Source organism: Amantichitinum ursilacus (assembly GCF_001294205.1).
Lineage (GTDB): Bacteria > Pseudomonadota > Gammaproteobacteria > Burkholderiales > Chitinibacteraceae > Amantichitinum > Amantichitinum ursilacus.
The window spans coordinates 227,259-247,900 of record NZ_LAQT01000003.1 but is presented as its reverse complement, the minus strand read 5'-3'; the positions used below and the strand labels follow the sequence as shown (position 1 = coordinate 247,900).

General features: G+C 61.3%; 13 protein-coding genes. 8 read left to right on the top strand and 5 right to left on the bottom strand.

Annotated features, from left to right (window positions below):
• The first annotated feature begins 105 nt into the window (after nt 1-105).
• Nucleotides 106-585 (top strand): winged helix-turn-helix transcriptional regulator, encoded by a 480-nt coding sequence (locus WG78_RS05900; RefSeq protein WP_083458800.1) that lies wholly within the window; start codon nt 106-108, stop codon nt 583-585.
• Between the two features lie 3 nt (nt 586-588).
• Here the strand turns inward: WG78_RS05900 and WG78_RS05895 are convergent, their stop codons facing one another.
• A complete protein-coding gene (locus tag WG78_RS05895) occupies nt 589-1,623 on the bottom strand; it encodes a LacI family DNA-binding transcriptional regulator (RefSeq protein ID WP_053936859.1) in 1,035 nt (344 codons plus the stop codon).
• Between the two features lie 302 nt (nt 1,624-1,925).
• On the opposite strand from WG78_RS05895, the gene WG78_RS05890 reads away from it, so the two are divergent.
• From WG78_RS05890 to WG78_RS05870, 5 genes are all read left to right on the top strand, one after another.
• Nucleotides 1,926-3,068 carry an ABC transporter ATP-binding protein gene (locus tag WG78_RS05890; RefSeq protein WP_053937034.1) on the top strand — a complete coding sequence of 381 codons (1,143 nt, stop codon included), beginning with the start codon at nt 1,926-1,928 and terminating at the stop codon, nt 3,066-3,068.
• Nucleotides 3,065-5,068 carry a beta-galactosidase gene (locus WG78_RS05885; RefSeq protein WP_201782370.1) on the top strand — a complete coding sequence of 668 codons (2,004 nt, stop codon included), beginning with the start codon at nt 3,065-3,067 and terminating at the stop codon, nt 5,066-5,068. Before WG78_RS05890 ends, WG78_RS05885 begins: the two co-directional genes overlap by 4 nt.
• 78 nt (nt 5,069-5,146) lie before the next feature.
• Nucleotides 5,147-6,391, top strand: a complete 1,245-nt coding sequence (locus WG78_RS05880; protein WP_053936858.1) for an ABC transporter substrate-binding protein — start codon at nt 5,147-5,149, stop codon at nt 6,389-6,391.
• An 88-nt stretch (nt 6,392-6,479) separates the two neighbouring features.
• Nucleotides 6,480-7,436 carry a carbohydrate ABC transporter permease gene (locus tag WG78_RS05875; RefSeq protein ID WP_201782369.1) on the top strand — a complete coding sequence of 319 codons (957 nt, stop codon included), beginning with the start codon at nt 6,480-6,482 and terminating at the stop codon, nt 7,434-7,436.
• 14 nt (nt 7,437-7,450) lie between these two features.
• Complete coding sequence (locus tag WG78_RS05870; protein ID WP_053936857.1) at nt 7,451-8,302, top strand: carbohydrate ABC transporter permease; 852 nt, start codon at nt 7,451-7,453, stop codon at nt 8,300-8,302.
• Nucleotides 8,303-8,384: 82 nt separating this feature from the next.
• Here WG78_RS05870 and WG78_RS05865 read toward each other — a convergent pair whose 3' ends face one another.
• Complete coding sequence (locus WG78_RS05865; protein ID WP_083458799.1) at nt 8,385-10,196, bottom strand: beta-1,3-glucanase family protein; 1,812 nt, start codon at nt 10,194-10,196, stop codon at nt 8,385-8,387.
• A 575-nt stretch (nt 10,197-10,771) separates the two neighbouring features.
• On the opposite strand from WG78_RS05865, the gene WG78_RS05860 reads away from it, so the two are divergent.
• On the top strand, nt 10,772-13,009 hold the full coding sequence (locus WG78_RS05860; protein WP_201782368.1) for a TonB-dependent receptor: 2,238 nt from the start codon (nt 10,772-10,774) through the stop codon (nt 13,007-13,009).
• A gap of 80 nt (nt 13,010-13,089) precedes the next feature.
• Here the strand turns inward: WG78_RS05860 and WG78_RS05855 are convergent, their stop codons facing one another.
• The 3 genes from WG78_RS05855 to WG78_RS05845 all read right to left on the bottom strand — a co-directional run bounded on the left by WG78_RS05855 (nt 13,090) and on the right by WG78_RS05845 (nt 18,651).
• Nucleotides 13,090-13,515 carry a hypothetical protein gene (locus WG78_RS05855; protein ID WP_053936856.1) on the bottom strand — a complete coding sequence of 142 codons (426 nt, stop codon included), beginning with the start codon at nt 13,513-13,515 and terminating at the stop codon, nt 13,090-13,092.
• Between the two features lie 4 nt (nt 13,516-13,519).
• Complete coding sequence (locus WG78_RS05850) at nt 13,520-14,872, bottom strand: hypothetical protein (protein WP_053936855.1); 1,353 nt, start codon at nt 14,870-14,872, stop codon at nt 13,520-13,522.
• Nucleotides 14,873-14,985: 113 nt separating this feature from the next.
• Nucleotides 14,986-18,651, bottom strand: a complete 3,666-nt coding sequence (locus WG78_RS05845) for an autotransporter outer membrane beta-barrel domain-containing protein (protein WP_152969078.1) — start codon at nt 18,649-18,651, stop codon at nt 14,986-14,988.
• Nucleotides 18,652-19,094: 443 nt separating this feature from the next.
• Here WG78_RS05845 and WG78_RS05840 point away from each other — a divergent pair, with 443 nt between their 5' ends.
• Nucleotides 19,095-20,618 (top strand): FAD-dependent monooxygenase, encoded by a 1,524-nt coding sequence (locus tag WG78_RS05840; protein ID WP_053936853.1) that lies wholly within the window; start codon nt 19,095-19,097, stop codon nt 20,616-20,618.
• The last annotated feature ends 24 nt before the right edge of the window (nt 20,619-20,642 follow it).

Here is a 20,642-nt window from a genome sequence, read left to right as displayed (position 1 = left end):
TCTCACCTTTTAGCTTGCGGGGTTGGGGTGGGGCCAAGATACACTGCGTATATCTAGTGTCAATTACGCACCTGATCTAGCCTAGATATCCACAAGGAAACCGCAATGCCCGCAGCAGACGACGTCCAGGCCCACGCCGAGGCCCCTATCGACGCCCCTATCGACGCCCATCTCGAAGCCCCTATCGACGCCCATCTCGAAGCCCCTATCGACGCCCATACCGAAGCCCATATCGAGGCGGATTGCACCGCTAACGCCGCGCGCCTGGCGCTGGAGCAAGTCACCAACAAGTGGTCGGTGCTGATCCTGACGGTGGTGTGCACACAGCCGTCCCGCTTTAACGAAATCAAGCGACGGCTGGACCCGATTACGCACAAGGCGTTAACCGAAGCGCTGCGGCGGCTGGAACGCAATGGCTTGATCACGCGCACCGTGCTGCCGACCTCGCCGGTGGGGGTGGAATACGCGATCACACCGCTGGCCAGAACCTTGCAAGAACCGTTTATGGCCTTGGTTAGCTGGTCGCAGCAGCATGGTGAAAAGATCGGCAACGCCCAGGCGGCTTATGACGCGCGCACCGGCTGATGCTTAATCGGAGCGCGTGCTCGCGGCACGCGGCGCGGCAGTACTGGCGCGCGGCACCAGCACCGGTTCTGACGTCACTAGCATCTGATGCGGGCCATGCGCCGCGCGTGGTTCCTGCCCCACCAGCGTGCGCAGCAAAGACACCGCCAGTTCGGCGGCTTCCTGCGTCGGCACGGCCACGGTCGATAACGCGGGGCGGCTTTCTTGCGCCATCTGGATATCGGTAATCCCCATCACCGACAGATCGGCCGGAATGCGCAAACCCAGATCGGTGGCCGCGTGCATCACGCCGATGGCGGGCAAGTCGTTGGTGGCGAAAATGGCGGTTAACTGCGGATGGCGTTGCAACAGGGTCTGGCCGCCGTCGTAGCCGCCCTGCACCGTATCGGGCACGGTTTCGATCAGTTCGGGCGCAAATTCAACGCCCGCCGCCGCCATCGCGTCGGTAAAACCACGCAAGCGCGAGGTATGGATGCCGCCTTTGCCATTGCCCACCACAATGCCTATCGCCTGATGCCCCAGCGCCAGCAAATGCTGCGCCGCCAGTTGCCCGGCCAGATAGAAATCCACAGCAATACAGGGAATGCCGGGCGATTCATGCGGCTTTTCCCACATGCACAACACCACGGGGCAGCGGCTTTGCCGCAGCACGTCAAAGTCCAGATTGCCGTTCATTACCAGCACGCCTTGCGACAGCGATCCGGCCAGCTGGTTGAGATAAGCGTGCGCGGTGGCGGTGTCGTCGTTGGTGTTACACAGCAGCATAAAACTGCCATGCGCGCGCGCGGCGCGTTCGGCGGCCAGCGCAAATTCGGGATAAAACGGGTTGGCGATACTGGACACCATCAGCGCCAGGGTCGGCCCGCGGCCTTCGGCCAGGGCGCGCGCATTCAGGTTGGGCCGATAGCCCAGGGCGTCGATTGCATCCAGCACGCGTTGGCGGGTTTCGTTGCTGACGCGGCCGCGATTGCGCAACACGTTCGACACCGTGGCGGGTGTGACGCCCGCGTGGTTGGCCACCTCTGAAAGTGTAGTCATCTGTTTTTAATTTCCATTTTTTGCGAGCTACCGTCTGATGCGATGCTGTGCCGCGCCAGCATGCGCGCGCCGTGCCGGAGCGCCATTCTACGATGCAGGGCAGCATGCAAAGCGGGTACAAAAATCCTTGACCACCATATTGCATAATCAGAAATCTCGCTGCTATAGTCCGTAGCAACTTAGCGCCCACTACATCAAGCCAGCCGGTCTAGACCCTTGCCTGATGCCTTAGTGGCCTTTTTTTGCGGATGTTGATTAAGCGCTTAATCAAGGCAAACAAATCTGACCATGGAGCCGGATTGATGGCAAGTATTTCGTTGCAAGGGGCCCAGAAAAGCTATGGCGATCACCAGCCCGTTATCCGCAATGTCGATCTGGAGATCGGCGAAAACGAATTCTGCGTGTTTCTGGGGCCATCGGGCTGCGGCAAGTCCACGCTGCTGCGCATGATTGCCGGGCTGGAAGACCTGAGCGATGGCCAGCTCAAGATTGGTGGCCGCTTGATGAACGACGTGCCCGCCGCCGAACGCGGCGTGGCGATGGTGTTTCAGAGCTACGCGCTCTTCCCGCATATGACGGTGTTCGAAAACATGGCGTTCGGGCTCAAGCTGGCTAAAACGCCCACCGCCACCATCGCGGCCAAGGTCAACCAGGCGGCGCGCATTCTGCAGCTGGAAAACCTGCTCGACCGCTATCCCAAAGCCTTGTCCGGCGGCCAGCGCCAGCGCGTGGCCATCGGCCGGGCCATTGTGCGCGAACCGGGCGTGTTTCTGTTTGATGAGCCGCTGTCCAATCTGGACGCCACCTTGCGCGGCCAGACCCGCATCGAGATCGCGCGCCTGCACAAACAATTTGCCGCCGCCAGCGTGGTGTATGTCACGCATGACCAGATCGAAGCCATGACGTTGGCCGACAAGATTGTGCTGCTGCACGCCGGCAAAGATATGGAACAGCACGGCAGCATTGCGCAGATTGGCGCGCCGCTCACGCTGTACCACCGCCCGGTTAGCCGCTTTGTGGCGGGGTTTATTGGCTCGCCGCGCATGAACTTTTTACCGGCGCAAGTCAGCGCTATCGATAGCGCCGGGGTGGAAGTGGCGCTGGATCAGACCGGTGAAAAGCTGCGCGTTAACGTCAGCGGCGATCAGCTCAAGCCCGGGCAAGCGGTCACGCTGGGCATCCGGCCCGAGCATCTGGAAAGCGCGCCGCCCAGCGCCGTTCCACCCACCCAGATCATTCGCCGCCCGATATCGCTGATCGAGGCGCTGGGCGAGCACAGCTATCTGCATCTCAACGCGCCCGAGCAGCCGGTGCTGATTGCCAAAGCGCCCGGCGACGCCACCGTCAAAGTGGGCGAAACGGTCAGCTTTGTTGCGCCCGCCCACGCCTGCCACCTGTTTACCGAAAACGGCTTTGCCGTTCCGCATCTGGAGTCTCACCCATGAACCAGGCACAAACCGGCGCGCCGATGCGTCTAGGCGTTTGCTATTACCCCGAACACTGGCCCGAAAGCATGTGGGCCGACGACGCCGCGCGCATGAAAGCGCTGGGCATTACGCAAGTGCGCATCGCCGAATTTGCATGGAGCCGCATCGAACCGCAGCCGGGCCAATACGATTGGGGCTGGCTGGACCGCGCGGTGAAGGTACTGGGTGACGCCGGTTTGCAGGTGGTGATGTGTACGCCGACGGCCACGCCGCCCAAATGGCTGATCGACCAACACCCCGATATCCTCGCCGTGGGCGCGGATGGCCGCCCGCGCCGTTTTGGCTCGCGCCGGCATTATGATTTTTCGTCTCCCAGCTGGTTTGAAGCCTCGCAAGGCATCTGCACTGCCGTGGCGCAACGTTACGGCCAGCATCCGGCCGTGGCGTTCTGGCAAGTGGATAACGAATACGGCTGCCATCACACGGTGGTGAGCTATTCACCCGCCGCCGCGCAACGCTTTCGGCTCTGGCTGCAGGCGCGCTATGGCGATATCGCCACGCTGAATGAGGCGTGGGGCACGGTGTTCTGGAGCATGGAATACCGCAGCTTTGCTGAAATCGACCCGCCCATCGAAACCGTCACCGAAGCGCATCCGTCGCATCGGCTGGATTACCGCCGTTTTGCGTCGGATGAACTGGTGCGCTACAACCGCATGCAGGTCGATATCGTGCGCGCGCATTCGCCGGGACGGCCGGTGGCGCATAACTTTATGCAGATGTTTAACGAGTTCGACCATTACAAAGTGGCGGCCGATCTGGATGTGGCCAGCTGGGATAGCTATCCGCTGGGCGCGCTGGAAGAAATGTGGTTTGCGCCCCAGATCAAGGCGCGCTGGCTGCGCACCGGCCACCCCGATTTCGCCGCGTTTAACCATGATCTGTATCGCGGCATGTCGCGCTTGCCATTCTGGGTGATGGAACAACAACCTGGCCCGGTGAACTGGGCGCCGTGGAACCCCGCGCCGCTGCCTGGCATGGTGCGCTTGTGGAGCTGGGAAGCGCTGGCGCATGGAGCCGGTTGCGTGTCGTATTTCCGCTGGCGGCAAGCGCCGTTTGCGCAAGAACAGATGCACGCCGGTTTGCATACCCCGGACAACCAACCCGATCTGGCCGCGCACGAGGCCGAGCAAACCGCCGCGGAAATCGCCGTCGTACAAGCCACCGGTCTGGATGGCGCGGTACGGCCGCGCGTGGCGCTGCTGTTTGATTACGAAGCTAAATGGCTGTTCGAAATCCACCCGCAAGGCGCGGATTTTCATTACCCGCGCTTTGCCTTTGGCTATTACAGCGCGCTGCGTAGCCTGGGATTTGACGTCGACATTATCCCGACCGATGCCCCGCTCGATGGCTATAGCCTGATTGTGGTGCCGCCGCTGCCGGTGCTACCGCAAGGCCTGGCGCAGCGCCTGGCCCACAGCGGCGCGCACGTGGTGATCGGGCCGCGTACCGGCTCCAAGACGGTGAATGTGCAGATTCCGCAGCATTTGCCGCCGGGCCCGTTGGCCGAAGTAATGCCGCTGCGCGTATGGCGCGTGGAATCGCTGCGTCCCAACGTTACCGAAGTGGTGGACGCCAGTGCGCTGAATCTGCCGCAACTCAACGCCCTGCACTGGCGCGATCTGATCGAAGCCGATGCTGCGGTCGAAATCCTGGGCCGCTATGCCGACGGCCATCCGGCCTTGTTACGCCACGGCAAGCTGCATTACTGCGCCAGCATTTTTGATGAGGCCGGCACCCGCGATGTGCTGGCACATATCGCGCAAAGCGCGGGTCTGGCCCCGCAACGGCTGACGGACACCATACGCATCAGCCAGCGCGGCGGGCTGGTTTACGTTTTCAATTACGACACAGCGGCATACGACATTCAGGGCGTCGATGCGGCCGCGTTCGTGGTCGGCGCGGCCACGGTCGCGCCACAAGGCGTGGCGATTTATCGGCAGGCCGCGCCCTCGCAGTAAACACCATCAATACCGGTTAGATGTCATTGGTAGCAACGCAGAAACATCCTCGATTCCAGCGCAAGCAAGGAGATAAAAATGAGCATGAAGGTACGCACTCGCATCCTGGGTTTGACACTGGCCGGTCTCGGCTTGTGTAGCGGCATGACCCAGGCGGGCACGCTGGCGGTTAATGTGGCGTTTAAAGGCGCCAGCCAACGCGCGGTCTGGCAATCCGTTTTTGATGACTTTAAAAAAGCGCATCCCGATATCGACGTCAAAGCCACCTTTGTGGATGAAGAAGCCTACAAAGTGCAATTGCCCGGCTGGCTGACCACCATCGCGCCCGATATCGTCAACTGGCATAACGGCGAACGCATGGCGTATTACGCGCGCCGTGGTTTGCTGGAAGATTTGTCCGGCGATTGGGCTAAAAACGGCTGGAATGAAACCTATGCCTCCACCAAAGAAGCCTCATCGTGGAATGGCAAACAATATGCCGCGCCCACCGTGTATTACTCCTGGGGCGTGTTCTATCGCAAAGATGTATTCCAGAAAGCCGGGATCAGCGCTGAACCCAAAACCTGGGATCAATTTATGGATGCCTGCAAAAAGCTGAAGGCGGCCGGGATCAGCCCGATTGCCTTGGGCGGGCGCGATTCATGGACGTTGGCGGGCTGGTTTGATTATCTGGATTTGCGCCTGAACGGCAACGCGTTCCATCAAAAACTGATGGCGGGCGAAGTGGCCTATACCGATCCGCGCGTTAAAAAGGTTTATACAACGTGGAAAGAGCTGATCGATAACAAGTATTTTATCGAGAGCCCGCTGTCGTATGACCTTGATGCCGCCCAGCCTTTCCTGTTCCAGGGCAAGGCCGCCATGATGTTGATGGGCACGTTTATCTCGGCCGGCTTCCCCGCCACGGTTAAACCGAATATGGGTTATTTCCAGTTTCCGATCATCGACAGCAAAGTGCCGACGGCGGAAGACGGCCCGGTCGAATCGCTGCATATTCCGGCCAAAGCCAAAAACAAGGCGGATGCGCATACCTTCCTCGCCTTTGCCGAAACGCCGGAAATCAGCGCACGGTTGGCTAAAGGCCTGGGCTCCTTGCCGGCCAATGCCAAAGCGCCGGAACCGGAAGACCCGATTTCTAAAATCGGCTTTCAGATTCTGTCGCAAACGCGTGGTGGCATTGCGCAGTTTTACGATCGCGATATGACCAAAGAAATGGCCGATGAAGGCATGAAAGGCATGCAGCAATTCTTGTCGGACCCCAGCCAGATCGACGCCGTATTGGCGCAGCTGGAGCAAACCCGCAAGCGCATCTACAAGAAATAAAGCGATGCGGGCCTGATGCATTTTATATAACGCCTGGCGCATCAGGCCCGCCGCTGGCTTCTGCCTGTTTTGATCTGGAGAACCGCCCGTGATTGATTCCGCCTCTGGTATCGCCCCGGCCGCCGTCGTGCCGCCGCAAAGCAGCACGGCGCAGCCCGCCAGGCCCGCCACGCCCGCCCGCAAGGGCTTGTCGCCCAGCGCGCGCCGCCAACGCCGCGCCGCGTGGTTGTTTCTGGCGCCGGCCTGCCTCATGGTGGCGGTGTATGTGCTGTACCCGATTCTGACCAGCATTTCGCTCAGTTTTTATAACTGGGACGGCATGAGCGATAAAACCTTTGTCGGCCTGGCCAATTACGTCGAATTAATGCATGCGCCCACGTTTTATACCGCGCTTAAAAACAACCTGATCTGGCTATTGCTGTTTTTATTGTCCCCGCCCGCCGGGCTGGCGATTGCGCTGTATCTCAACCAGGAAGTGGGCGGCATCCGCCTGGTTAAATCGCTGTTCTTTGCACCCTTTGTCCTGTCGGGCGTGGTGGTGGGGCTGATCTTTAGCTGGTTTTACGATCCCACCTTTGGCCTGCTGGCCATGATGTTGGGCCATGGCATTCCGGTATTAGGCGATCCGCATTACGTCACCTTTGGCATCGTATTCGCCGCGCTGTGGCCACAAACCGCGTATTGCATGATTCTGTATTTAACCGGCCTGACCAGCATCAACGCCGAACAGATCGAAGCCGCGCGCATGGAAGGCGCCAAAGGCTGGAATTTATTGTGGTACTTGGTGCTGCCGCAATTACGCCCCACCACCTTTATGGCCATCGTCGTCACCATCATTGGCGCATTGCGCAGCTTTGATCTGATCTCGGTCATGAGCGGCGGCGGGCCGTTTGAAAGCTCCACCGTGCTGGCGTATTACATGTACGACCAGGCCATCAAGTATTACCGCCTTGGCTATTCCGCGGCGATTGCGGTGGTGCTGTTTGCCATCATGCTGGTGTATATCGCTTGGCATTTGCGCCGCATGTTGCGCAACGAACATTAATCTGGAGGCCCGCCATGTTCCCCATGCCTGTTGAACACTGGAAGCCGCTTAATCGCCGCATCTATAAATTGTCGTTGCCCATTGCATTGCTGATCTGGCTATTGCCGATGATTGCGGTGATGGTCACGTCCATCCGCTCCACGGAAGAATTAACCGAAGGCAATTATTGGGGCTGGCCCAAACACTTTGCCTTATGGGCCAATTATCACGAGGCGCTGACTACCTCACCCATGCTGCATTACTTTTTTAATAGCGTGATGATTACCGTGCCTGCAGTGGCGGGCGCAATTGCCCTGGCGGCAATGGCCGGATTCTCGCTGGCGGTGTATAACTTTCGCGGCAATACCGCCTTGTTTGCCACTTTTGTGGCGGGCAATTTTGTGCCGATCCAGATTCTGATGATTCCGGTACGCGATCTGTCGTTGCATATGGGTTTGTTTAATACCCTGCCCGCGCTGATCTTGTTTCATATCGCATTTCAGACCGGCTTTTGCACGCTGTTTTTGCGCAACTTTATCAAGCAATTGCCGTATGAACTGGTTGAAGCCGCGCGCATTGAAGGCGCTGGCGAATGGACCGTGTTTTTCCGCATCGTATTGCCGCTGATCCGCCCGGCGCTGGCCGCGCTGTCGATCCTGGTGTTCACCTTTGTCTGGAACGATTATTTCTGGGCGCTGTGCCTGACCCAGGGCGACGAAGCCGCCCCACTTACCGTCGGCGTCGCCGCGCTGAAAGGCCAATGGACCACGGCATGGAACCTGGTCAGCGCCGGCTCTATCCTGGCGGCACTGCCTTCGGTACTGATGTTCTTTGCGATGCAACGCCACTTTGTGGCGGGGCTGACGTTTGGGGCGACCAAGGGCTGATGCGGCATTGCCGCTGCCCGATAAAAACGGCCGCTGTGTTAATGCAGCGGCCGTTTTGTTTTCTACCAATGATTCAACCCACTTACCAGCCGATCGTCACCGTGGCCGTCTTCGGCACCGTGCTGTGTACCGACGAGCTGAAGTTGCCGACATCGTCATATGAGAAGCCATAAGCCAGGTTGTTGATGCTGTGCTCGTGCCAGAACTTGGCATAGAAGTTGGACGGCTGGCCCGCCGGGTAGAACGCGCTGGCGGTGTACCAGTTGGCCGGCGTTTTCACCACGTGGCGGTTGAGCGCTGCGGCAAACTGGGCCTGGATTTGCAGCTGTTTATCGCGCTGTACCGAGGGCGCCACGGTGCCCGAATCGTCGTTCAGCGTGCCGTTGCCCAGCAGCGCCATGGTCGAGGTCGGCTTGTTGACGTGGTAGGTGCCCTGGCCGTCGGTAAACAAGAACTGGTTGCCGCTGACATGGCCGGTGAACGTGCCTTGCTGGTCGGTAAACGTCAGTGTTTGCGTGGTGTAGGTGTTCCAGATGTCGTCGATATAGCTGCTCAGATAGTTGGCATTAGCGCCGCTATCCGAGAAGTTGGCGTGCGCCGGCGCGATGATGCGATACGGCATATAGGGCGCAGCGGCCAGCGGCTGGAATTCGGCCGGGGCTTCGGCGCGGAATTCGTTGACCAGCGCATCGTGGCCTTCGGTTTCGCCCACGGTCTGGTCATAGCCGTCCAGGCCTTGCAGCCGCAGCGTAACCGGAAAGCCAAACTGATCCACGCGCGTGGTGTTACCGAAGAAGCCCGAATCGCCGAGGATGGCCATTTCGATAAAGTCGAAGATCACGTCGATATTGGCGTCGGTCGGGTTGTTCAGATCCGCCCCGGCATAGCCCAGGTTGCCATTGCCATCCACGTTGACCTTGATATACATCGGGCTGCCGACGCTGAGGAACAGCCGCGCCGAATCCAGCAGCGGAATCGTTACGGATTTGCTTTGCGCCAACGAGAAGAAATAGTTGGTGTAGGTATTGCCGTTTTTGCTGAGCGAGCCGTTATCCGCGGCGGACATCGGCACCAGCGAACCGTTTTGCGCCACGTGCACGTACTGACCGGTGCTGACGTCTTTACCGATGATGGCCCAGTACACTTGGCTATCGGCGTATTTGCCGTGCGTGTTGTTGACCAGGTTGAAGGTGGTGAGCTTGTTCCACGTCGGGGTGGGCGTGGGGGCCGGCGTGGGGGTCGGCGCGGGCGTGGGGGCTGGTGTCGGTGCGGGAGTCGGGGTGGCCGTGCCGTAGGTGAATTGCGCCCAGGCGGTGTCGTTGGCGCCGCCGCTGCTGTTGGCGATGGTAAAGAAGTAGCGCACCACCGCGCCGCTGGCCAGGCCGGTGACTTTGTAGGTGTTCTGGTTATTGCTGACGGCCATACGCACATTCAGCTGCGCGCCGCCGTTAACGGTGTAATGCAGATCGGCCCAGGCGGCGTTGTTGGCATAAAACTGCACGCTGCCGCCGGTTTGCTGGGTGACGCCGTAACCGCTGGCGGGCGTCGGCGCTGGGGTGGCGGCCGGTGCCGGTGTCGGGGCAGGCGTCGCGACCGGCGTGGGGGCCGGGGCCGGGGCCGGGGCTGGCGCGGGCGTTGGTGCGGGCGTCGGTGTCGCGCCTTTATCCACGCCCAGATCCGCCCACAGGCTCGGCGTGGCGGCCGGGTTCCAGCCTGCGCCAGCCCAGTCGGTCTGGCTGACCAGCGCTTTATAGTCGTGGCCCTGGTAATACACGATGGTGCCTGCGGCGTAGGTGCCGCCGTCTTGCCAGGTGGGATAAGCCAGCGCAAACGCCGGGATAAGCGAGATCGCCGCGGCCAGCGCGAGCTGTCGCGGTAAGGTGTTGCTTGCCATGATTACGTCTCCTGTCCTCTTTTTTGGGGGGCAACCATGGCAACGTGCCGCCCATTGTTGGCCGCTGGCGCTGTCAAAAAGCCCTGTAAGACAGGGCTTTTCTCCGCTATTACTAATTATTACCGGAGGGTTACGCAATTATTGGTTTAAGGATGGGAAAACGGCAAAGCCGCTGGTCGCGGCAGCGGGGATGTTTGTCTGGATAGTCAGAACCCGGCGTCGCCCGTCTCCGGATGGACCTCCTCTGGTTCCGCCGCGAGAATCGCGGAACCAGCGCTCGCATAGGGTGGGTCATGACCCACCTTTCAAAGCCAAGGAAAGAGCCACCGAGCCTCAATCCACGGCTTTGCATGGTGGGTCACGACCCACCATGCAAAGCCGAGCAGATGAGCACCGCGCCTAAATCCCACGACTTTGAGTGGTGGGTCATGACCCACCCTATGGAGCGCAGCGCGTGGGATTCTGCTGTCTTTTTTTGAGCGACTTACGCGTTCTCGTAATGAGAATGCTTCACTTTTACGATCGGAAACGTTTACAATTTCTGACTAATTAAAATGAAAGGTCAGGAACAAGTCATGGGGCAAGTCAGGGCGTCCAACCGTCAACGCAAATCCGTTTTCCCGAAAAAAATCGTCGCATCGGCCGTGCAGGGCCTGGTGCTGATGGCGCCGGTGCTGGCCGCAGCGGCCGCCTATGCCGATGGCGATAGCGCCGCAAGCAATGCCGCCGTCGCCAGCGACGTCGCCGCCGCGCCCGCCGCTGAAAAAACCACCGGCGGCAGCAATGTGAACGCCGTTCTGCCCAGCGTGACCGTTACCGCCAAAGCCAGCCCCACCGCGCCGTATGCCGGTGGCCTGGTAGCGCGCGGGGGTAGCCTGGGCGTATTGGGTACGGCCAGCGTGATGGATACCCCGTTCAGCACCACCAACTACACCGCGCAAGGTATCGATGCCGTGCAAGCGCGGGCGATTGGCGACGTCATCGCCAACGACGCCTCGGTGCGTAACACCAATGGCGATGGCGGCTTTGGCGATAGCTATCAGATTCGCGGCTTTACCATGTCCACCAACGACGTGTCGTTTAACGGCCTGTATGGGATGGTGCCGCTGACGCGCATGCCCATCTCGATGGTCGAGCGTATCGAAGTGCTGAAAGGTCCCGGCACGCTTATGTACGGCATGGGCCCGTCCGGCGGCGTGGGTGGCGCGGTTAATCTGGTGCCCAAGCGCGCCTACGAAGAACCGGTAACCAGCCTGACCACCACCTATTTGTCCAACAACCAGTTTGGTCTGAAGGGTGACGTGGGCCGGCGCTTTGGTGAAAACCAGGAATGGGGCGTGCGCGTTAACGCCTTGTACGCCAATGGCGACACTAACCTTAACGGCAACTCGCAAGAACAGAACATGGGCTCGGTGGCGCTGGATTACAGCGGCGAGCGTCTGCGCTGGAGCCTGGACGCCTATACCCAGCACGAAGACACCAAAAACTTCCGTCCGCAGTTCAGCATCGGCAGCACCTCGATGCCGGATGCACCGTCCGGCGAGACCAACCTGTACCCCGGTACCACGCTGCAAGCCGACGATAAAGCCGCCATTACGCGTCTGGAATACGACATCAACAATACGTTGACCGCTTACGGCGCTATTGGCCATCACGTGGCCGAATCCAAACAAACCTTCCCCGGCACCACCATTCTGGATGTGCAAGGCGACACCAGCGATCTGTACAACGGCTGGTACGACCAGAACGTCACCTCTACCTCGGCCGACGTGGGTATCCGCGCGCGCTTTGACACCTGGGGCGTCAAGCACACGCTGATGCTGGAAGCCAATCGCCTTAATCAGGAAACCGATTACTTCTATTACGCCGAAGACACCGGCGTGACCTCCAACCTGTACAACCCGGTGGCCCTGCCTTCGATCAGCGCGCATCGCGGCGATATGACGCCGCAAAACCAGACGCGCCTGACCAGCTACGCGCTGACCGATTCGGCCTCGTTCTACGATGATCGCCTGCGTTTGATTGGCGGCCTGCGTCGTCAGCAGGTGTATAGCCGCACCTTTGGCGACTACGGCCAGACTTCGGACGAAACCGCGATCACGCCGGTAGCGGCCATTGTGGTCAAGCCGGTCAAAAACATGTCGGTGTATGCCAACTACACGGCCGCGTTAAGCGCGGGCGGCTTTACTTCGGCCGATGACGCCAACCCGAACCATCCGTTTCCGCCGTACAAGTCCAAGCAATACGAAACCGGCGTGAAGTACGACTTTGGCCGCATCACCACCACGGCTGCGGTGTTCCAGATTGAACAAGCCAACTCGTCCACCAACCTGGTCGACGGCATCATGCATACCACGCAAGACGGTCGTAACCGGGTGCGTGGTCTGGAATTGACGGCCTATGGCGAAGTCACCCGCGGCCTGCGTTTTAACGCCAGCGGCAGCTTTTTCAAAACCCGGCAATACAACACCGATGGCGGCGCCACCGATGGCAAGGAAGTGGGCGCGGTGCCGGACAACAACTTTAACCTGGGCCTGGATTGGGATACGCCGTGGGTGCAAGGCTTTGCGCTGAACACGCGCGTTACCCGCACCGGCTCGATGTGGTACAGCAACGCCAACACCGTGCGCGTGCCGGGCTGGACACGCATGGATGTGGGCGCGCGTTATATCAGCAAGCTGGGTAGCACCGCCGTGACTTACCGCGCCAACGTCGAGAACCTGTTCGACAAAGCGTACTGGGTAATGCAGAACGGCTACGTGGGTACGGCATCGGGCCGCACCTTTGTGCTGTCGGCGCAGTTTGATCTGTAATCAACCACGCCCTGATGAAAAACGCCCGCAGCTGCGGGCGTTTTTTTATGCACGGATAACATGGACCACCGCGTTACCCGCTAGCCGCCGCCAAAGCAGGTGCGATAAAAACCAACGCCTGCGCCCACGGCGCTGGTCGAGCAAAAATCACATTTGGTATGCGCCGGAAAACAGCCGCAGCTTTGCGCCGTGCTGCTGGCATGGGCGCACGCTGCCGGCAGAGGGCGGCAGGCGTAGTCATTGGGCAGATGCGGCTCATCGGTGCTGACGGTTTCGCAATAACTGCGCCGCGTATCGCAATAGCCGCTGCCGCATTTCAGCGCGTACGCGGGCGGCGGCGCCAGTTTCAGCAAATCGATCAGGATGGGGTGGCCCTGCGTCGATTGCGGCTTAAGCACGGGCGCTACAGCCGCAGCCGCAGGCGCACTGGCATCGGCCAGCGCACCGACGCTGGCCAGCAACAGCAAACTGGCCAGCCATCCATTGCGGATAGCGCGCATCAACATGCAGTTAATTCCATTTCGCCACCCATTGACCGGTGCCGCTGCTGCAACTGCATTCGGCCGGGGCATTGGCGGCGGGCGTGGTGCTGCAAGCGCGGGAATGGATAGACGCATTGGCGTAATCACCGCTGCGCAAATGGCCCAGCGCCGCCAGCAATTGCGCCGATGTAATCGCCGGATCGGAGCGCGCCCCGGCAATCGAACAATGCGCATCGCCAATCGCCTTAACGTGGCTGGCTTGCGGCGTATACGCGGTGGTGGCCGGGTCTTTGCTGCCCACACCCGCAGCGATAAAGTCACTGGCCGTCATATCGCTGGTGGTGCGCGTGCCCAGTTGCACATAGGCGATCACGTATTCGCTGAGCAATTGCGACGGGTTAGCGGCCGCCTGGTCCCACCGCAAGCCATCCGCCTGCATCAGCTGAAACATGCGCTGGAACGGCGTGTAGCCGCCAAAGCGCGTGGCAAACGATTCAAACATCACCACTTCGGTATCGTAGCCGCTGGCGGCCGGATCGATAAACCGTTGCTTCTGCGTACGCGCGGCCATGCGCAGCGTGTCGTTGTTTTGCGCGTCGCCGATGGTCTGCAGAATATGAAAATCCATGGTGTTGGGAAACGGACTGCGGTGGTCGGCCCACCAGTCAGTGGGCCAGCCTGCGCTGACCAGACCGGTCCACACATTGATCGCTTCGTGCAGCGTAAGCAGATAGCCCCAGAAGCCAACGATGCTGGTGCCGGTTTGCGAATCCGGATAGCCGCCATAAAACGCATCGCCGGTCACCGAAACGCCCAGGCCAAAATCGCTGCCGGTATGCGCGCCGCCGTTGGGCGTATCCACCTGGTACACAAAGGTCTGGTTGGCGCTGACGCTGAAAATCGACTGCAACGAGCTGACCACCTGCTCGCCATAGGGGAAGAATTTTTTGATATCGGCGCTGTTGGATGCCCACACGCTGGGCGCGACGCACCAGCGCGAGGTGGCGGTTTTATAGACCTCGGTATAGGTCTTGCCGTTGCCGGTGCAGGTCGCGCCCGGCGCGGGCGTGGGCACGGGCGTCGGTACCGGTGTTGCGGTGGGGATGGGGGTCGCCGTCACGCCCGGCGTCGGCACCGCCGTAACGACCGGGGCCGGCGTGGGCGTGATGCCGGGTGTGGGCGTTGCGGTGATTGCAGGGGCGGGCGTGGGCGTGGTGCCAGGCACCGGGGTGGCCACGGGGCCGGTGATCGGGCTGGCTGTGGCCGTGGTGGCATCGCTGCCGCCATCGCCGCCACAGCTGGCCAACAGTACGGCCAGCGGCAGCAGCGCGCGCCAGTATTTTTTAGAAGGCAGAGGGGTTCCGGGCAGGCGGTTGTTCATGGGTTTGCGCTCTCAGATCAATCAGGCGTTCGAGGAAGGTGGGCGCGCCGGGGGCTGGCGCATGCAAGCTGCAGTGCCCGGCGCATCACAAAAAAAGGCAACAGCAGCGACGTTTACCAAGCCACGTTGAGCGTGCCTTGCAGCGTTTGCTCGTTTAAACCGTGCGCAAACTGGCCCGAGTACGACACCTGCGCGGTGACGTCCTGCGCCAAGGTGGCGTTCAGCCCCAGTTCCAGCAGCGCGGTATTGCGCGGGGTAACGGCGCTGCTGATCGCAAACGGTGTGCCCTCAGCAAAGCTGAACGTGCTGCTGGCGGCGGCCGGGCCATAGCGATGTCGCCAGGTGGCGGCGCCTTGCCAGTTCACGCTTTGCGCCAGGGTGGAGCCGATATGTACACCGGCATCGCTGAACATCTGGCCGTCGTGTTCCGAGGCCGCATGCAGCGCGGCATCGCCGCCTTGTTCGGTAAACGCAGGCGTGGCCAGGCCTGCCGCGTTAACGCCCAGATACGGTTCGAATTGCAGCGCGGCGTACTGCAGCGGTAGTGCGGCTTCAGCAAACAGGCGCGCGGATTTTGCGGTGTAGGCGGCGCTCAGACTTTGCGTATCGGCACCGACTGCGGCGGTGCGCTGGCTGTCCACGCGCATCCAGCCCGCCATCGCGCCAACACGCAGGTCGACCGCGCCCAGCTGATGCGCTGCGCTCAGGCCTGCTTCGCCGTTATTGCTGTGCGCCAGCGACAGCAGCGCATCCACGCTAAAGCGCTCACGGCCATAACCGGCATACGCCCCCAGACGCCAATCGTTGACGTCCACCTGCAGGCCCAGCACCGCGCCATTCAGCTCGCCATTCAGATGCGCGGCGTTGCCATCAGCGGGCACATCAAAGTGTTGGTTGTAAATGCGACCCCACCAGCGCGGCGCGGTACATTCCAGCGCCGGCTGCTGCTGCGCGCAGACGCGCGCTTCGGCCAACGCGGCGCGTTGCACCTGATCGTCTTGCTGCAGCAAACGCGCCTTGATGCTGGCGTGCAGTTCGCCCGAGCCCAGATCAAATGCGCGACGCGCGGCGGCATCATCCGTCAAGGCGCCGACACCATCGCGATACGTGTTGCTGCCGCTGATGCCATCCAGCCCGCTGGCGGTGCCCAACTGGTTGGGCGTGCCCGCCGCATCGGTAAAGCTGCGCGTCTGGATGGCCTGCAGATAGACGTTCTGCTGATCAAAACTGCTGCGCAGGCTGTAGAAACTGCTCAGTTGCGTGTCACCCTGCACGTCATAACCGGCAGCGCCCAGCCAGTTGATACCGCCATCTGCATGCAGCACGGTGTAATGCGCGTTCAGCGTGTAGGGCGTGCTGCTGGTGCGCGTTACGATCAGCGCATTGCCGCCCGCCAATGTGGCTGTGCCATCGACTTGCAGCAAATCAGCGGCATTGCTGCCCGGTACGGTGCGGATGGCCAGGCTGGAACCGCTGGCCTGGGCAAAATCACCCGCCACCCCCAACTGCCCCACCGCCGCCGTGGCGACGGCCTTGCTGCTGGCCAGCGATCCGGCCACGCCCGTGCCCACGCTCTGACCCGGCGCCACCACACTGCCCGCCCCTGCCTGCACGCTGCCCACGCTGCCCACACCGGACAAACGCGTGCCGCCTTGCAGAGTGATCGCCGATTGCGCCAGCGCGCCATTCACCTGCAGTTCGCCTGCCGCCACGGTGGTCGCGCCGCTCAAGCTGTTCTGCCCGTTGATGACCAGCCGACCATTGCCCAGCTTGGTCACGCTGCCGTTGCCTTGCAGCAGGTTGCCCAGTTCGGCGTTGCTGTCTTGTTGCAGTACCAGCGCGGCGCGATTGTCGATAGCGCCGCTGCCAAAACTGCCGGCCTGGCCTTGCAAAGTGCCCGCTGCAATCAGCGTACCGCCGCTATAACTGTTGTTGCCCGCCAGCGTCAGCGTGTTTTTGCCGGCCTGCACCACCTGGCCCACGCCGCTGATCGAACCTGCATAGGTCTGGTCGTCATTGCGGTTAAAGGCCAGCGTGGCGTCGTTGCGGATATTGCCGCTGACCACGCCCGCATTGCCGCCATCGCCAATCTGCAAGGTGCCCGCCGCTACGATGGCGCCCGCGGCATTGCTGCTGACGCCGGTCAACACCGTAGTGCCAACGCCGCTTTGCGCGATCACGCCGCTGCCGCTGATGGCGCCAGCAAACACGATGGCGTCGCTGCGGTTGAACGCCAGTGTGGCGTTGTCGAGCACGTTGCCGACGAAGGAGCCCGACGTGCCGCCATCGCCAATCTGCAAGCTGCCTGCGGCAATGGTGGTGCCACCGCTGTAGCGCTGATTGCCGGTCAGGATGGTGCTGCCGCTGCCAATCTGCTGTAGCGCGCCGCTGCCCGAAACCGAACCCGCATAGCTGGCGTTATCACTGCGATTAAACGCCAGCACGCCGTTATCAAGCACATCGGCCGTTAGCGCGCCGCTGCTGCCGCCATTGCCCAGCTGCAAGGTTGCGCCGCTATCGATGCGCGTGCTGCCGCTCCAGCTGTTATTGGCGGTCAGCGTGGTGTGCCCCGCCAGCGCGTTGACCGCGATATTGCCGCTGATGCGCGACCCCATCGCATAGTCGGCATCGGTGTGGTTGAACACGATCTCGCCCTGCCCCGCCCCACCCGTAATCGTTGACGAATTGAAGGTGCCTGCAGCCACCGCCGCCTGGCCCGCTGCCGCGCCGATCACCAGCGTGCCGCGTGCGCCCGCGTTGCTGCCCAGCTGGGTGCCGCCGCTACCCACATTTACCGTCGCGCCTTGCTGCAGCACCAGCGTGCCCACCGCCGATTGGCCGATTGCCAGCGTATTGCCCGCATCCAGCCGCGAGCCGCTGCCGGTTACCAGCGCGGCCGAATTGGCGCTGGCCGCACTCGCCGCGATGACGGTTTGCGCGCTGGTTACGGCCGCGCCGTTGCTGATCGATAACAAGCCGCTGGATTGTTGGCCGACATTCAGCGTATTGCCCACGTGCCACGTGGAGCCCGCATCGCTTAAGCCCACCGTGCCGCCGTAGCCCACGCCAGCAAACGCGCCGCTGCCGATCTGGCCGAAGTTGCTGTTCAGCGTGCCGCCGCGGCTGACGCTGACCGTGCCTGCGCCGGCCAGGCCCACGCCCAGCCAGTTAACGCTAAAGCTGGAACCGGCATCGGCGATATTCAGTTGGCCATTGCCCCCGGCGTTAAAGCCCAGATAGCTGGCTTCGGCATTCACCGTGCCGCCCGCGCTGACATTGGTGACGCCACTGCTGGCCCAGCCGATATGCAGATGGCCCGTGCTGGCATAGCTGCCTCCCGCCACATTCAGCGTGCCGCTGCCGCCATTGCGGCCGATAAACGCGGCCTGGCCGTTGTTCATGATCAGTTGGCCGCCGGTTTGCACGTTTACCGTGCCAGTACCCACATCGCCAATGGTCAGCTGGTTGTTGCCCGCAAACTGCGAACCCGCGCCGCTGATCGTTATCACGCCGTTGCTGCCCGCTTGCGAACCGACGATGGCCAGCCCGGCGCTATACACCCCGGCCGCATCGATATGCAGCGTGCCCACCCCGCTGCTGCCCACGACGGTGGTGCCATACGTGGCTGAGCCGCCGCTGATTACGGTGGGCGTGGGTGAATTGATGGTGATGTCCGCCGCGTGGGCGCGCGGGGCCGCGTAAAGCAGCAGGCCGCTGACGGCGATATGGATTAAGGTGCGCGCGTACGGCGGCGGGGTGTGGGGTAGCTTGGCAGGCATGATCTGATCTTTTTTTGTCGAATGCTGGGTGTAAAAGCCCGGAAAGACTTTCAATTTCGCCCGCAATTTATCTTGAAATAATCAGATACAGACTTACAAAACGGCACAAAGGGGATGGGCGATCTTTTTAGCAAGATCGGCGGCGGCAAAAAGTGAACGCGTGATGTTTTTTGCGGACGCATGCCCCAATATAAGCAAATACTTAGATAAAACAGTCGTTTAGCCGGGTTTTCCGATAAAAGTGGCTGTTTGGCCGATGTGAGCAAGATCACATGCGCCTCAGCAGGTTTGACTATCAATTCGCACCGTAACTGTCGAATCATGTAATAAATCGATACAAACAACGCTGGGCCGCGCCTGCCGCAGGGCTCACCCGAAGCGAGGCAGCGCGCTTTAACTTGCTAAGGTAAAGGTTCTTTTGTGCAGCACGCCAAGGTCAATCTATGGACAAACAGGTACTCATCGTCGGCGCGGGCCCGATTGGTTTGACGTTGGCGATGGCGTTAACGCGCCAGGCGGTGCCGGTGCGCATCATCGAAAAAAACGCCGTGCGCAGCCCGTATTCCAAAGCGCTGATCGTCTGGTCGCGCACGCTGGAAATGCTGGAGATTGAAGGCATCGCGCAAGATTTTGTCGCAGCCGGCATCCCGGCGCGGGGTGCGGCCGTTTGGGCCGAGGGCAAACAGCGCGTGCAACTGCGCTTTGCTGAGGCGGGCATCGCTACCGATTACCCGGCTGGCGTTCTGCTGGCGCAAAGCGAAACCGAACGCTTGCTGGAAAACCATCTGGCCACGCTGGGCGTGCACGTTGAACGCGAGGTGGAACTGATCCAGCACCACAGCACGCCCGATGGCATCAGCGCCACCTTGCGCCACGCCGATGGCCGCATCGAGACCGCCCAGGCCGCATGGCTGGCCGCGTGCGACGGCGCGCACAGCACGGTGCGCCACCAACTGGATACCGCCGAATTTGCCGGCGACACACTGCCCACCCACTGGCTGCTGGCCGACGTCAAACTGGCGAGCGATTTGCCGCGCGATGAAGTCTCGATGTTTCTGGCGCACGACGGTTTGCTGATCGCCATTCCGTTTGGCGACGGGCGTTTTCGGGTGATGGGTGACATCGGCCAGGTGGACCGCGCCAGCCTGCCCGAACCCACGCTGGCCGATATCCAGCACTTGCTGGATACGCGCAGCGACACGCCCGCCGTGGCGCAAGACCCGGCGTGGATCAGCCACTTTGTGATCAACGAACGCATGGTGCGGGAGTACCGTTATGGCCGCGTGTTTTTGCTGGGCGATGCCGCGCATATCCACAGCCCGGCCGGTGGCCAGGGCATGAATACCGGCATGCAGGATGCGATCAATCTGGCGTGGAAACTGGCGCTACACAGCCACGGCCTGGTGGGTGAGGCTTTGCTGGATAGCTATTCCAGCGAGCGCAGCGCCATTGCCGATCAGGTATTGCGCAAGTCGGGCAATCTGACGCGGCTGGCGCTGATCCATAACCCGTTGCTGCAACATCTGCGCAGCGCCACCGTTAGCGCGCTGGGCCATCTGGACAGCGTGCGGCGTACGCTGGCGCAGCAATTTACCGAACTGGATCTGCATTACCCCGACAGCCCGCTGAACCGGGCGCTGCCGGGTGCATCGACGCAGATGTTGCCGGGCGATCGCGCGCCCAATGCGGGTTTGAATGCCGCCGACGGCAGCCGGACGCTGTACGCGCTGCTGGCGCAAGGCCGGTTTGTGGTCGCCACTACCGGCGCCACGCCAGTCACGCTGAGCGAGGACGCCAGCGACATTGCGCTGGGCACAACCGTACTGCCGCAGCAGGGTTATGAAGATGGACGAGTGTATGTCATCCGGCCCGATGCTTATCTGGCTTGCAGCGCCAATCTGGAACATCTCGAAGATGTAAACCGTTATCTGGAAACCTTGCGCGCCAGCGGACATCCCAGTGGGTAAGTCGCTACACCCGCCCAATCACTC

Coding starts and splice junctions, on each gene's coding strand:
- WG78_RS05900 (WP_083458800.1), top strand. CDS start 106: ATGCCCGCAGCAGACGACGTCCAGGCCCACGCCGAGGCCCCTATCGAC.
- WG78_RS05895 (WP_053936859.1), bottom strand. CDS start 1,623: ATGACTACACTTTCAGAGGTGGCCAACCACGCGGGCGTCACACCCGCC.
- WG78_RS05890 (WP_053937034.1), top strand. CDS start 1,926: ATGGCAAGTATTTCGTTGCAAGGGGCCCAGAAAAGCTATGGCGATCAC.
- WG78_RS05885 (WP_201782370.1), top strand. CDS start 3,065: ATGAACCAGGCACAAACCGGCGCGCCGATGCGTCTAGGCGTTTGCTAT.
- WG78_RS05880 (WP_053936858.1), top strand. CDS start 5,147: ATGAGCATGAAGGTACGCACTCGCATCCTGGGTTTGACACTGGCCGGT.
- WG78_RS05870 (WP_053936857.1), top strand. CDS start 7,451: ATGTTCCCCATGCCTGTTGAACACTGGAAGCCGCTTAATCGCCGCATC.
- WG78_RS05865 (WP_083458799.1), bottom strand. CDS start 10,196: ATGGCAAGCAACACCTTACCGCGACAGCTCGCGCTGGCCGCGGCGATC.
- WG78_RS05860 (WP_201782368.1), top strand. CDS start 10,772: ATGGGGCAAGTCAGGGCGTCCAACCGTCAACGCAAATCCGTTTTCCCG.
- WG78_RS05855 (WP_053936856.1), bottom strand. CDS start 13,515: ATGTTGATGCGCGCTATCCGCAATGGATGGCTGGCCAGTTTGCTGTTG.
- WG78_RS05850 (WP_053936855.1), bottom strand. CDS start 14,872: ATGAACAACCGCCTGCCCGGAACCCCTCTGCCTTCTAAAAAATACTGG.
- WG78_RS05845 (WP_152969078.1), bottom strand. CDS start 18,651: ATGCCTGCCAAGCTACCCCACACCCCGCCGCCGTACGCGCGCACCTTA.
- WG78_RS05840 (WP_053936853.1), top strand. CDS start 19,095: ATGGACAAACAGGTACTCATCGTCGGCGCGGGCCCGATTGGTTTGACG.